This window comes from Piscinibacter sp. HJYY11, assembly GCF_016735515.1.
Taxonomy (GTDB): domain Bacteria; phylum Pseudomonadota; class Gammaproteobacteria; order Burkholderiales; family Burkholderiaceae_C; genus Rhizobacter.
The window spans coordinates 1,736,950-1,749,373 of the sequence record NZ_JAERQZ010000001.1 but is presented as its reverse complement, the minus strand read 5'-3'; the positions used below and the strand labels follow the sequence as shown (position 1 = coordinate 1,749,373).

Genomic DNA, 12,424 nt, shown 5'->3' with positions numbered 1-12,424 from the left:
GAGAGACTCCTGGTTGAGAAGAGCAGAGGCGCAGCGCTCTCGCAGGTACCGTGCCAGTCGCGCTCGGCACCATCGCGATGCAGCGAGGAATGCGACTTGCTAAATCCCGGCGATGCGCCAGCTGCTTCTCATCAATCCGAACACCAGCGTTGCGACCACGGAGCGTCTCGCGCACACCTTGCGACCACTGCTGCCCGATGGGGTGCATCTCGCGTTGCGAACGGCCAGCTTTGGTGCGCGTTACATCGCCTGCGAAGCGAGCCACGCCGTCGCCGGTGCGGCGGTGCTGGAGACCTGGGCCGAGCACCTGGCCAGCCCCGAGAGCGAGGCGTCGCCACCGCAGGGGGTGCTCATCGGCTGCTTCGGTGACCCGGGGCTCTTTGCGCTGCGCGAGTCCAGCGCATGCCCGGTGACCGGCCTGGCCGAGGCGTCGTTCATCGAAGCGGCGCGGCATGGCGGCTTTGCCATCGTCACCGGCGGCGAGCGGTGGAAGCCCATGCTGCGCCGGCTGGCGCTGAGCCTGGGCTACGGCGAGCAGCTGCTTCACATCGAGACGGTGGCGCCCACCGGGGCCGAGCTGCAGGCCGACCCGCAGGCGGCGCTGCGCCACCTGCACCAGGCCTGCCGTGCGGCGGCGCGGCCCGGGGTGGCTTCGATCATCGTGGGTGGCGCGGGCCTCGCGGGTTATGCGCAGCGCCTGCAGCCCGAGGTCGCGCTGCCGCTCATCGACAGCGCGCAGGCCGGGCTCAAGGTGCTGCTGGAGCGCAGCGCCCCGCCACCGCAGCGGGCGACCGATGGCTTCTTCGCCGAATGGAGTGCGGTCTCGCCGTCGATGGCGCGCCTGGGGTCAGGTCCCGGCTGACGCGGCCCACCGCTTCAGGATGTCGACCGCTTCACGGTCCAGCGCCTGCTGCGAAGGCATGCGCCGCTCGGCGATCGGCGCGCCGGCCTCGCGGCGGAGTTCATCGGTGTCGATCGGCGGCCGCGCGCTCGCGGGCAGGGCGCCGATCGCGGCGTGCGACTGCTCGAGCGACGCGGCGTAGTACAGCGCCGAGATGCCGACGATGCCCATGGCGCTCACGCACAGCGCGCAGGGCTCGCACGAGGTGTAGAGCTCGCAGCCGGACAGGTTGAGGCTCTCCAGGCGCTGGCAGGCGTCGCGGATGGCCTCGACTTCGCCGTGCGCGGTCGGGTCCCACTTGGCGCGGGCGTGGTTGAAGCCTTCGCCGACGATCTGGCCGTTTTTCACGATCACCGCGCCGAAGGGCTCGGTGCCGGGCTGGTCGAGGGCTTGCGCCGACACCGCCAGGGCGCGTTGCATGAAGGCTTCGGTGTACATCGCGGGGTGCTCCGAGGTCAGGCCGCCTGGGGCAGCAGCCAGGTCTGGCGAGGGTCCCAGCTGAGCGTCACGCGCTGGCCGGGGGCGAGGTTCAGCGACTCGATCTCGTGCTGCTGCTTCTGCACGCGGAACTCCTTGCCGTCGCCCATCTCGATGAAGACCGTCTGCGTGGAGCCGACGAACTCCAGGCCGAGCACCGTGCCCGGGACGCCGGATGCTCCGGGCATGTCACCGGGTTGCAGCGCCACACGGTCCGCCGCGATGACGAAGCTCGCCGGCGTGCCGAGGGTCCAGCCCTGCGGTGCGCTCACCGGGAAGCTGCCGAGCGGCCCCTCCACGGTGATGAACTCGCCGTCGTGCGCCTTGGCCTGTCCCGTGACCAGGTTGTTGGTGCCGATGAAGTTGGCGACGAAGGCGTTGGCAGGCGCGCGGTACACATCCTGCGGCTTGCCCGCCTGCTGGATGAGCCCGTCGGCCATCACGACGATGCGGTCGGCCAGCGCGAACGCTTCCGACTGCGCGTGCGTCACGTAGACGAAGGTGATGCGCAGCTCGCGGTGCAGCCGCGCGAGCTCGGTCTGCATGCGCACGCGCAGGTGGGCGTCGAGCGCGCTCAGCGGCTCGTCGAGCAGCAGGATCGACGGCTCGGTGACGAGCGCGCGTGCGATCGCCACTCGCTGGCGCTGGCCGCCGGAGAGCTGCGACACCTGGCGGTCGGCCATGCCGGCCAGGCCCAGGCGGTCCAGCCAGTCGAGCGCGCGCTTGCGGCGCACGTCGGCCCCCATCTTCTTCATGCGCAGCGGGAAGGCCACGTTCTCGGCCACGGTGAGGAAGGGGAAGAGCGCGAGGCTCTGCCACACCATCGGCGTGTCGCGCTGGAACGCGGGGATGCCGCGCATGCTCTTGCCGCCGATGAAGATCTCGCCGGCGCTCGGCTCGTCGAGCCCCGCGATCATGCGCAGCGTGGTCGACTTGCCGCAGCCCGACGGGCCCATGATGGCGATGAACTCGCCGGCGGCGATGTCGAGGTCGATGCCACGCACCGCGTGGTGGCCGGGGAACTTCTTCTCGATGGCCTGGAGGGACACAAAGGCAGAGGTCATGCGGCTTCCTGTTGCTTCGCCACCTTCACACCCACGAAGCGCTGCGCCAGCAGCACCAGCGTGATGCTGATGACGAGTACCACCGTGCCGATGGCGTTGATCTTGGGGTTCACCTGGCCTTGCAGCAGGTTGAGGATGCGCACCGGCAGCGTCTCGTGCACGCCGCCCACGAACCAGGCGATCAGGAACTCGTCGAACGACACCGCCGCCGACAGGAAGAAGGAGGCGATGAGCGCCGGCTTGCAGAAGGGCACCACCACGCGCAGCAGGGCGGTGGCCGGCGAGGCGCCAAGGTTCCACGCGGCCTGCTCCAGGTCTTTGCCCATCTCGCCGAGCCGCAGGCCGATGATGGCCATCGAGAACGAGGTGGCCAGCGCCACGTGGCAGGCGGTGATCGACTCGATGCGGCCGAAGAGCCCGATGCGCGACAGGAAGGCCAGCATCGCCATGCCGAGGATGGTGGCCGGCACGGCCGGCGGCAGGGCCACCAGCAGGGCGAAGCCGGTCTTGCCGCGGAAGCGGTAGCGGTGGTCGATGTAGGCCGCGGCGAAGCCGAGGAGGGTCGACAGCACTGCAGTGCCGAGGCCGACCCACAGGCTGTTGAGGAAGGCGTCGCGCACCATCTCGTCTTGCAGGATGGCGCGGTGCCATTCGAGGCTGAAGCCGCCCCAGGGAATGGCCGGAAAGCGGTTGGCGTCGAAGGAGAAGATGACGATGACGAGCATCGGCGCCGCGATGAAGCCAAAGAGCGCGGCGACGAAGGCGTACTGCAGCGTGCGTGAGAGCCTGGTCAGGTTCATCCGTGGCCCCTTCCCGTTCCACGCGAGCCCAGCCAGCGGCCGAGCCCGAACACTGCGGACAGCACCAGCAGCATCGCCACGCCCACCACCGACGCACGCGGCCACTGCGAGCCCGACTTCACCGTGTCCACCACCAGGATCGACAGCGTGGGCGGCTTGCTGCCCGTCATGAAGAGCGGGCTGATGTAGTCGCCGAAGGCCAGCAGGAAGGTGGTGGTGGCGGCCAGCAGCAGGGCAGGGCGGATGGCCGGCAGCAGCACGTGCGCGATGACGCGGCTGCGGCGGCAGCCGAGGTTTTCGGCCGCCTCGATCAGCGTGCGGTCGACGCCCGAGAGCGCGAAGACGAGGATCAGCACGGCGATCGGCAGCGTGAGCGTCAGCAGGCCGATCTGCAGCGAGAACGCGCCGCCCAGCATCGGCAGCGCCTCGATGCCGATGCGCCCGAGCAGGTTGTTGATGAGCCCCTCGGGGCTGAGCACGATCTGCCACGCGTAGATGCGCAGCATGTAGCTCGAGAAGATGGGCACGATCAGCGCGGCCACCGCCAGGTCGCGCAGCCGCGTGGGCAGGCGGAAGGCGATGGTGTAGGCCGCCGGGAAGGCGATCACGAGCGCGAGCACGGTGGTCACGGCCGAGAGCGTCAGCGTGTGCACCAGCGCGCGCTGGAAGGGGCTCGACAGCAGCACCCGCTCCCAGTTGTCGAGCACGAAGGCCGGCTCCAGCCGGAACGACTTCACCTGCCAGAAGGTGATGACGATCAGGAAGACCAGCGGCGCCGCGAAGAACACCGCCTGCCACAGGAAGACGGGCACGCCCAGCACCGCGGGCAGCACGCGGCGCGAGCCGGCGGTGCGCGCGCGATGCGGCGCCGGCTCGGCCACGGGTTGGGTCATCACGGCGCTCATGCGCCATTCCCGCGGAAGCGGGAATCACCGGTGTGTGCCATCACAGGGCCTTGAACTGGCTCCACAGGTCGTTCCATTCTTCGATCGACTGCTGCTTGGGCAGCTGGCGCAGCTGGATCTTCTTGGCCTTGTACTCGTCCATCACGTTGGGGCCCTTGAGCTCCATGCGCAGCAGCTTGGCTTCTTGCGGCTTGGTGTCGTTGAGCAGCTTCCAGGCCGGCATCGAGGGGATGCTCTTCTTGTTGTCGACCTTCGTCGCCATGGCCACCTGCGCACGCGGCGTGAGCGAGTACTGGATGAACTTGCGCGCGAGGTCGCGCTTGCTCGTGCCCTTCACGATGGAGAGCGACTCGGTGTACTGCAGGCCGCCTTCTTCCGGGATGATAGTGTCGACCGGCACGCCGCTCGTGCGCAGGCCGAGGGTGATCCACTCGCCGATGCCCGGGATGAGCTGCGCGCGGCCGTTGGTCATCGACGAGAAGATGTCGGCGATGGTGTAGAAGCCCGAGGCTTGCGGCTTGAGCGAGAACATCTTCTTCTTCAGCGCCTCGAACTTGGCCTTGTCGAGGTCGTACGGCGGGCGGTTGCCGTTGGAGAGGCTGATGCAGCCCATGGAGGGCAGGTACCAGTCGAAGAAGCCGACCTTGCCCTTGGCCTTCTCGCTCCACAGCACCGAGTACGACGAGACTTCCTTCGGCGTGAAGGCCTTGGTGTTGTACGAGATGCCGAGGTAGCCGAAGTCGAGCATCACGCCGTAGAGCTTGCCGTCGAACCAGTGCAGCGGGAACTTCTGGAACTCCGGGAAGAGGTCCTTCAGCGGGTAGTCCGCCGGGTCCAGCGGCTCGATGAAGTCGGCTGCCTTCAGCAGGTGCATGTACTCGGCATCGGCCAGCACCACGTCGAAGGTGCCGGGGGGCGACTGGTTGACCACCGCCATCATCTGGTCGCCGCCCACGTATTCCTTGATGCGGATCTTCACGCCGTACTGCTTCTCGAACTCGCCGACGATGGACGGGTCGGCATTGCCCGGCCACGAGAGGTAGTTGAGCACCTTCGGGTCGTTGGCCTCGGCGCTGTTCCAGAGAGAGGCGGCGCCGAGTGTGCTGGCGGCCAGGCCGGCCTTCAGGACGCCACGGCGGCTGAAGTCGGTGGCGGGAGGCATCACGATCGCGTCCGGGGTTTTCGGTGCAGTGGGCTTCGACATGGGCGGTCCTTGCAGTGGTGCATGCAAAGGCATGCGGGTTTGAAAACGCATCAACCGTGCCAAGGCACGAGGTCGGTCACAGGCCCAAGGGGCCTCCATAGCGGTGCAGGTGGAATGGCTCGCGGCACAGGCCGATGCAGAAGCTGCCCACAGCGCGCTCGATGGCCTGCGCGAGGTGCTTGCCGTCGGTGTTGGCGGTGGCCACTTCGTCGCGCGCCGCCTGCGCGTCCTGGGCCAGCCTGGCCATGTCGCTGCCGACGTGCCGGCCGGCCCGCACCACGAGCTTGCCGCCGACCATCACGTCGCGCACGCCGGTGGCGTCTTCGGTCAGCACGACCTGGTTCACCGGGTCGTTCATCGGGATCCAGTTGATCGACTGCAGGTCGAGGAACACGATGTCGGCCACGCAGCCTGCGGCGATGCGGCCGGCCTTGTCGAACCCGGTGGCGCGTGCGCCGCCTTGCGTGGCCGCGGTGAAGACCTCGGGCGCGCTCAGCCACTGCTCGTAGTCGGGCGTGCGCACGTTCGAGACCATCGAGGCGTAGCGCATCGCCTCGTACATGTTCTGGTTGTCGGCGCACATGGCGCCGTCGGTGCCGAGCGCGAGGTTGACGCCGAGTTCGAGCATGCGGCGCGAGTCGGCGATGCCGGCGCCCAGGCGCATGTTGCTGCCGGCGTTGTGCGAGACGGATGCGCCTTTGGCGGCCAGGCGGCGCATGTCGTCGTCATCGAGCCACACGCCGTGCGCGACCGTGAAGTTCGGGCCCAGCATGCCCAGGTCGTCGAAGTGCGCGGTGAGCGACTTGCCCCAGCGCTTGAGCGCCGCCACCGCCTGCACCTTCGACTCGGCGACGTGCGACTGTGTCTGCGCGCCGTACTCGGCAGCCAGCTTCACGCAGCCGAGCGTGAGCTCGTCGGAGCAGTGCAGGGGAATCGTCGGCGCGATGCCCAGCTTCACCTGTGCCGGGTCGTGCGGCCAGTGCTTGAGCGCCTCTTCCATGCTGCGCAGGATGAAGCCGGTGTCGCCGCCGCTCGCATCGACCTGCGCCTTGTGCGACGCGGGCAGTGCGTCGTAGAGGCCGGGGATGGCCTTGTAGAACGACACGTCCTGCAGCATCGGCGCCACCACCGCGCGCATGCCGGCGTCGACATAGGCTTGGCCGATGGCATAGAGCTCGTCGACGGTCGCGAGCGGGAAGCCGAAGGTGAGGTCGTAGGCGGTGGTGCAGCCCTTCTGCAGCATCTCGACCGCACCGATGTAGGTGTTGAGGTACTTGTGGCTGCGCGTCTGGTTGGCGGCCCACTCGCCCGAGCCGCTGAGCAGCAGCTCCAGCGTCCAGCGGTCGTGCGTGGCCTTGCTGAGGTTGGTGCTGCCGTGCGTGTGGCCGTTGACGAGGCCGGCGTGCATCAGCGTGCCCGTCGCATCGAACACCTCGGCGTCGGCCGGAGCCGCCAGGCCGGGGGCACCGAGGGCGGTGATCACACCGTCGGTGACCAGCAGGTCCACCGGCGGCGCGCTGCGCGACGCGGCATCGAGCAGGCGCCCGCCGCGGATGAGGGTCGTCGCCACGTCGTCCCCGAGCCGTCAGGTGAGCGAGCCCACGACGCCTTCGACCAGGAAGTCCATGCGGTCGAGGAAGGGGTCGTAGAGCCCGTAGGGCTTGTCGATCACGAGCTTGCCGGTGTTGCTCTTGATCGGCCCGGCGAAGACCGGCTTGCCGGCCTTCATCTCGGCGATGGCGGCGGTGGCCGCATTGCGTGCCTTCTCGGTCGCGCCGGCGCCGAAGGGCGTGCTCGTGACCATGTCCTTGTCGTAGCCGCCGAAGAAGGTGTTGGGCAGCTTCTCGCCCTTGGCGATGGAGGCGGCGAAGGCCTTGTAGACCGTCTCCCACTTGTTCTCGGCGCCGGTGATGAAGCCCTTGGGCGCGAGGTTGGCCTGCGAGGCGTTGTGGCCGAGCGTCTTCGCGCCCAGCTTCTCGGCGGCCTCGACAATGATCTTCGGGCTGTCGACGTGGCAGGCGATCACGTCGCAGCCGCTGCCCACCAGCGAGTTGGTGGCCTCGGCTTCGCGCACGGGCATCGACCAGTCGCCGGTCATCACGAGCTGCACCGTCGCATTGGGGTTGACCTTGCGCACGCCGGTCGTGAAGGCGTTGATGTTGCGCAGCACGATGGGGATCGGCTTCGCGGCCACGTAGCCGATCTTGTTCGACTTGGTGGAGAGGCCCGCGGCGACGCCGTTGACGTAGTGCGCCTGGTCGAGGAAGCAGAAGTAGCCGCCCAGGTTCATCGGGTGCTTGTCGGCCGACCACAGCGAGGTGGGGTGGCGGAACTCGACCTTCGGGTTGCGCTTGGCCATGTCGATCATGAACGGATCGAAGTAGCCGAAGGAGGTGCCGAAGACGAGCGACGCGCCATCGGACTTGACCATGGCCTCGAGCGTCTTGCGCACAGCCACCGTCTCGGGCACGTTCTCTTCCTCGACCACCTTCACGCCGGGCACGGCGCGCAAGGCCTTGGCCGCCACGGCGTGCGCCTGGTTCCAGCCGTAGTCGTCGCGCGGGCCGACGTAGATCAGGCCGACGGTGACGGGCTTCTGCGCGAGGGTCTGCGGTGCCAGCGCGGCCAGCGTTGCGCCTGCGGTGGTGGTAGACAGGAACCGGCGGCGGTTCCAGGAAGTCGAGAACTCGGACATGGACGGCTCCTTCGCCAAATGCGGGCTGCGCCGGTTGCGCGAGCCGCATGAATGCAAAGGCCATGCCGCGTTCGCGGCGGCGCGGAAGGCCGTCGTCAGGCCTTGCGGCGCGAGGGCCGCACCGCCGGCTTCGCACCCGGTGCGTAGCGGCCGAGGATCTGGCCGAGGTCGGCGTCGTCGGCCACCGGCGTGGTGTTGAGCACACGCGCTTCGAGCTCGCCCAGGTGGGAGGCCATCAGCCGGCGCGCGGCGCGCAGGTCGCCCTTGCGGAACGAGTCGATCAGCGCGCGGTGCTCGGTGATGCCGCACTCGGGCGAATGCGGCCGGCCATGCACGGCGAGGATCAGCGAGCAGCGCGACACCACCTCGTCGACGTAGCGCGCGAGCACCGGGTTGCCCACGAGCTGCGCCAGGCGCACGTGGAACTCGCCCGCCAGCCGCGCGCAGGCTGGCGCCTGCTGCTCGCGCGCGGCCTGCTCCTCGAGCCGCACGTGCTCTTCGAGCGCCTGCGCGACGAAGGGTGACCAGCGCTCGATGACGAGCCGCACCACCTCCTGCTCCAGGCAGCGCCGCACCTCGAAGACGCTGCGCGCTTCGTCCAGCGTGGGCCGCGCCACCGTGGCCGTGCGGTTGTGCTGGGCGTCGACCAGCCCCTCGGCCGCCAGCCGCGCCAGTGCCTCGCGGACCAGCGTGCGGCTCACCTGGAAGTGGGTGCCCAGCGCGTCTTCCGGCAGTTTGGTGCCGGGCTGGAGCGCCTGCTCGATGATGGCCTGCTTCAGCGCGGTGTAGGCGACGTCGGCCTTGTTGAGGGTGGTCATGGCGGCTCTCAGTGTGTATACGAACAGTCTGGCGAAAGTATACGGAGATGGCGCCGGGTTGGGTCTCACCAAACAGGAGCACGGCACCCCAGATTGGCTCACCGATGCACCTGTTCGCGGCGGATCGGTGGCGCGGGCAAGAAAGCCTTGCGTATACGGAACGGCGTCCTTATCGTATACAGAATGGTGGGCCAAACGGACCCGGCCAGCACTTTTGGAGAACGCATGACGGCCCGCACGGTCACGATGACCCTGAACCAGCAACAGCTCGAACTGCTGCTGCGCACGATCGACCAGGGCGCCGCGCCCGACCTCACCGCCCTGGCCAAGCGGGCCCTGCGCGAGCACGGCCTGCCAACCGCACCCAAGACCGCCACGGCCCCGTGGGTCCCGCTGAACGAGTCGCGCGAGCTGCTCCACGAGCTCGTGCTGGAGCCCGGCACCGGCAAGGCGCTGGAAGTGCTGAAGGACCAGGTGATCCGCATCGAGCAGGTCGAGGGCAACCAGTGCGCCGACTTCAACTGCTTCAACCTGCACGACTACCGCGAGTTCATGCACACCGGCCGCACGCGCACCGTCCACGGCTTGAACCCCGGGCCCGGCGACCTGCTGTGGTCGGCCCCGCCGCGCGAGCGCGCGATGATGCTGATCCTGGAAGACACGGTGCGCTGCAACGACGTGATGTTCCCGCGCTGCAGCGCCTACCTCTACGAGTCCGCCTACGGCTTTGCGACCCACACCAACTGCCACGACATCCAGGCCGAGGCGCAGCGCGAATACGGCCTCACGCCGGACGACGTGCACGACTCGTTCAACCTCTTCATGCGCACCGAAGTCCACAGCGGCCGGGGCCACATCCACCGGCAGGACTCGAAGCCCGGCGACCATGTGGACCTGCTCGCGCTGATGGACGTGCTGGCCGTGCCCAACGTGTGTGGCGCCGACATCATGCGCACCAGCAACTTCGCGCTGAAGCCGCTGAAGGTGTCGATCTTCCAGGCCACGCCGGCCGACCTCGCGCGCGTACCGAGCATCCCGAAGCTCAAGACGCAGCGCACGCCAGCCGACTTCCGCCAGCCCATCATCAAGGCCGACCGCGAGCTCAGGCGCGACCCGCGCTATCGCCCGATGTTCACCAACGTGCCGTTGCGATCGCAGGATTGGGCCATCGCACTCGATGCCGACGACTGCGACCGCCTGCACGCCACTGGCCTGCACGCGCTCTATGGCGAAGGCAAGGACGGCGACGTGCTGCGCGACGTGATCTTCAGCTGGTGGGAGTCGCGCTTCCTCGGCGCGGCCGGGGCGGGCGCGCCCTCCATCTGAGGTCGCAGTTCAGAGCGCGTCGATCGGCCCGCCGTGGGCGTCGCTCCCCGCTTCGGGTGCGGGCTGGTTGAGCGCGAAGCGCTCGCGCGTGCCGGTGTAGAAGCTCGCGCCGAAGCGGCCCACCGGGAAGTAGCTGGACAACTGCACGCGCCAACGTTCGGTGTCGATCAGCCCTTCGCGGGCGTGCAGCCACAACACGCGGCCGATGAAGATCTGCCGGCTCTCGGTTTCCAGCGTCTCCCACAGCTTGCACTCGAAGGCCACCGGCGCCTCGGCGATGCGGGGCGGCGCCACGCTGCGCGAGGGCAGCGTGGTGAGGCCCACCTTCTCGAGCTCGCTCACGTTGCGCGGATGGCGCTCGCCGCAGTGATGCATCTGCGTGGCGATGGCCTCGTCGGCGATGTGCACGACGAACTCGCCGCTGCGCGCGATGTGCGCGGCGGTGTCCTTCAGCTCGCCGTCGGACAGGCGGTTGATGCTCACCATCACGATCGGCGGGTCCTCGCCCAGCATGTTGAACATGCTGAAGGGGGCCGCGTTCACCACGCCGTCTTCGCTGAGCGTGGTGATGAGCGCGATGGGCCGCGGCACGATGAGGCTCGCCATCAGCTTGTAACGCTCGTAGGCGCCGATGGCGGAGAAGTCGACTTCGGTGGTCATGGGGGGGCCTTCGGAAACAGGTCGCTCATCGCATCGGCTGCGTCGCAGATGGCGCCCGGCGTGGTGAACCAGACGTCGTCGTCGTCGCGCGAGGCCACCAGGTGCTGCAAGGCGCGGCGCAGGTGCCGCAGCCGGTAGGGCTGGCCGACGAGGTAGGGGTGCAGGGCGATGCCCATCACCAGTGGCTGCGTCGCCGCCTGCTCGCGCATCTCGTCGAAGTTGTCGACGATCATCTGCGCGAAGTCCTTCCCGTCGAGGTGGCGGCCCACGATCATGGGGATGTCGTTCAGCTCCTGCGGGTACGGAATGGACCACAGCGGCCCGTGCGCCGTGCGCATGCGGGTCGGCTGGTCGTCGTGGCACCAGTTGAGCGTGTAGCGGTAGCCGTGCTCGGCCAGCAGGTCCGGCGTGTGCAGGCTTTCCGAGATCCACGGCGAGAGCCAGCCCGCGGGGGCGCTGCCCGACTTCTGCTGCATCTCGTCCCGGCAATGCGCGATGAGCGCGGACTCTTCTTCACGCGCCATGCCGCCTTGGCGCTCGCTGTTGGTGTGCCCGTGGGCGACGAGCTCGTCGCCGCGCGCCACGCACGCGGCCACCAGCTCCGGCGCATGCTGGTACAGCGAGGTGTTGATCAGCGCGGCCGAGGGCAGGGAGAGGCTGTCGAACAGGTCGAGGCAGCGCCAGGCGCCCACCCGGTTGCCATAGTCGCGCCAGCTGTGGTTCAGCACGTCGGGGTGCGGCAGCGGCAGGCCGATGCAGGCCCCGGGCCCGTCGGCGAAGGCGAAGTGCTCGATGTTCAGCGCGAGATACACCGCCAGGCGGCTGCCGTTGGGCCAGCGGCCGGCGGGGCGGTGGCGGATGCCGCTGTAGTCGAAGCGCTGGTGGCTGGGCACCGCGGCGCGCCCGAAGGTGGAGGCTCGGTGGATGGCATCTGTCATGAAGGACTTTCGCTTGTGTCGGGGCGGTGTGCGCCCCCTTTTGACATGCCCCGTTTGCAAGCCATGTGCCATGCCAGTGGGGCCTGTGCCCCGTGCTCAGTCGAGCTCGATCTCGGCCAGCCGCACCTCGCACAACTCGGCCAGCGCCATCACCACGATGTGGTGGTCTTCCCGCTGGGGTGCGCCCGACACGGTCACCACCCCGACCACGCCGACGTCGCGCACCCGGAGCGGAAAACTGCCGCCGTGGCTCGAGTAGTCGCGGTGGGCCAGGCCCATCGTGTCTTGGAGCGTGCGGCCGTCGCGTTCCAGGGAACGACCCACGCCGTAGGAGCTGCGATGCATCAGCTCCACCGTGTTGCGCTTGCGGCGGGCCCAGTCGGTGTTGGCGGGGGCGGTGCCGGGCATGGACGAGAAGAACACCGTCTCGCCCGCCAGCCGGATCTCGATGGTGAGCGGCGTGCTGCGCGACGCGGCGATCTCACGCAGGCGCACCCCGAGCTGCCAGGCGACGTCCAGGTTCATGCGGGAGAGCTGCAGGCGTTGCTCCTGCTCGGCGATGCGTTGGATGTCGGTGGCGAGGTCCACGGGGGCTCCTGGGATGAGGGGAGCAGATGGTAGACAGATTGATTGACG

The 12,424-nt window shown here is 68.7% G+C and carries 13 protein-coding genes; 2 read left to right on the top strand and 11 right to left on the bottom strand.

Features of this window, described 5'->3' with window-relative positions; translation table 11 throughout:
* Positions 1-112 precede the first annotated feature (112 nt).
* On the top strand, positions 113-862 hold the full coding sequence (locus tag JI745_RS07915; protein ID WP_201805231.1) for an aspartate/glutamate racemase family protein: 750 nt from the start codon (positions 113-115) through the stop codon (positions 860-862).
* Here the strand turns inward: JI745_RS07915 and JI745_RS07910 are convergent.
* The 8 genes from JI745_RS07910 to JI745_RS07875 all read right to left on the bottom strand — a co-directional run bounded on the left by JI745_RS07910 (position 848) and on the right by JI745_RS07875 (position 8,864).
* Positions 848-1,339, bottom strand: a complete 492-nt coding sequence (locus tag JI745_RS07910; protein ID WP_201805229.1) for a nucleoside deaminase — start codon at positions 1,337-1,339, stop codon at positions 848-850. The genes JI745_RS07915 and JI745_RS07910 overlap by 15 nt on opposite strands.
* A 17-nt stretch (positions 1,340-1,356) precedes the next feature.
* On the bottom strand, positions 1,357-2,442 hold the full coding sequence (locus tag JI745_RS07905; RefSeq protein ID WP_201805224.1) for an ABC transporter ATP-binding protein: 1,086 nt from the start codon (positions 2,440-2,442) through the stop codon (positions 1,357-1,359).
* Entirely contained in the window at positions 2,439-3,242 is an 804-nt protein-coding gene (locus tag JI745_RS07900) for an ABC transporter permease (RefSeq protein ID WP_201805223.1), read from the bottom strand. Before JI745_RS07900 ends, JI745_RS07905 begins: the two co-directional genes overlap by 4 nt.
* Positions 3,239-4,135 carry an ABC transporter permease gene (locus tag JI745_RS07895; RefSeq protein ID WP_201805222.1) on the bottom strand — a complete coding sequence of 299 codons (897 nt, stop codon included), beginning with the start codon at positions 4,133-4,135 and terminating at the stop codon, positions 3,239-3,241. Before JI745_RS07895 ends, JI745_RS07900 begins: the two co-directional genes overlap by 4 nt.
* Positions 4,136-4,187: 52 nt before the next feature.
* A complete protein-coding gene (locus JI745_RS07890; protein ID WP_201805220.1) occupies positions 4,188-5,351 on the bottom strand; it encodes a PotD/PotF family extracellular solute-binding protein in 1,164 nt (387 codons plus the stop codon).
* Positions 5,352-5,427: 76 nt separating this feature from the next.
* Positions 5,428-6,921, bottom strand: a complete 1,494-nt coding sequence (locus tag JI745_RS07885) for an amidohydrolase family protein (protein ID WP_201805218.1) — start codon at positions 6,919-6,921, stop codon at positions 5,428-5,430.
* A 15-nt stretch (positions 6,922-6,936) separates the two neighbouring features.
* Entirely contained in the window at positions 6,937-8,046 is a 1,110-nt protein-coding gene (locus JI745_RS07880) for a BMP family ABC transporter substrate-binding protein (protein WP_201805215.1), read from the bottom strand.
* Between the two features lie 95 nt (positions 8,047-8,141).
* The gene (locus JI745_RS07875) at positions 8,142-8,864 is read right to left on the bottom strand and encodes a GntR family transcriptional regulator (protein ID WP_201805213.1); all 723 of its coding nucleotides are present in this window, start codon (positions 8,862-8,864) and stop codon (positions 8,142-8,144) included.
* Positions 8,865-9,089: 225 nt separating this feature from the next.
* Between JI745_RS07875 and JI745_RS07870 the strand changes: the two genes are divergently transcribed.
* A complete protein-coding gene (locus tag JI745_RS07870; RefSeq protein WP_201805211.1) occupies positions 9,090-10,190 on the top strand; it encodes a DUF1989 domain-containing protein in 1,101 nt (366 codons plus the stop codon).
* Between the two features lie 9 nt (positions 10,191-10,199).
* Here JI745_RS07870 and JI745_RS07865 read toward each other — a convergent pair whose 3' ends face one another.
* From JI745_RS07865 to JI745_RS07855, 3 genes are all read right to left on the bottom strand, one after another.
* A complete protein-coding gene (locus tag JI745_RS07865; RefSeq protein ID WP_201805210.1) occupies positions 10,200-10,850 on the bottom strand; it encodes a flavin reductase family protein in 651 nt (216 codons plus the stop codon).
* On the bottom strand, positions 10,847-11,788 hold the full coding sequence (locus tag JI745_RS07860) for a polysaccharide deacetylase family protein (RefSeq protein WP_201805209.1): 942 nt from the start codon (positions 11,786-11,788) through the stop codon (positions 10,847-10,849). The genes JI745_RS07865 and JI745_RS07860 overlap by 4 nt, the downstream gene beginning before the upstream one ends.
* Positions 11,789-11,884: 96 nt before the next feature.
* Positions 11,885-12,376 (bottom strand): heme-degrading domain-containing protein, encoded by a 492-nt coding sequence (locus JI745_RS07855; RefSeq protein ID WP_201805208.1) that lies wholly within the window; start codon positions 12,374-12,376, stop codon positions 11,885-11,887.
* Positions 12,377-12,424: the final 48 nt, after the last annotated feature.

Coding starts and splice junctions, on each gene's coding strand:
- JI745_RS07860 (WP_201805209.1), bottom strand. CDS start 11,788: ATGACAGATGCCATCCACCGAGCCTCCACCTTCGGGCGCGCCGCGGTG.
- JI745_RS07895 (WP_201805222.1), bottom strand. CDS start 4,135: ATGACCCAACCCGTGGCCGAGCCGGCGCCGCATCGCGCGCGCACCGCC.
- JI745_RS07870 (WP_201805211.1), top strand. CDS start 9,090: ATGACGGCCCGCACGGTCACGATGACCCTGAACCAGCAACAGCTCGAA.
- JI745_RS07865 (WP_201805210.1), bottom strand. CDS start 10,850: ATGACCACCGAAGTCGACTTCTCCGCCATCGGCGCCTACGAGCGTTAC.
- JI745_RS07905 (WP_201805224.1), bottom strand. CDS start 2,442: ATGACCTCTGCCTTTGTGTCCCTCCAGGCCATCGAGAAGAAGTTCCCC.
- JI745_RS07915 (WP_201805231.1), top strand. CDS start 113: ATGCGCCAGCTGCTTCTCATCAATCCGAACACCAGCGTTGCGACCACG.
- JI745_RS07900 (WP_201805223.1), bottom strand. CDS start 3,242: ATGAACCTGACCAGGCTCTCACGCACGCTGCAGTACGCCTTCGTCGCC.
- JI745_RS07880 (WP_201805215.1), bottom strand. CDS start 8,046: ATGTCCGAGTTCTCGACTTCCTGGAACCGCCGCCGGTTCCTGTCTACC.
- JI745_RS07910 (WP_201805229.1), bottom strand. CDS start 1,339: ATGTACACCGAAGCCTTCATGCAACGCGCCCTGGCGGTGTCGGCGCAA.
- JI745_RS07890 (WP_201805220.1), bottom strand. CDS start 5,351: ATGTCGAAGCCCACTGCACCGAAAACCCCGGACGCGATCGTGATGCCT.
- JI745_RS07875 (WP_201805213.1), bottom strand. CDS start 8,864: ATGACCACCCTCAACAAGGCCGACGTCGCCTACACCGCGCTGAAGCAG.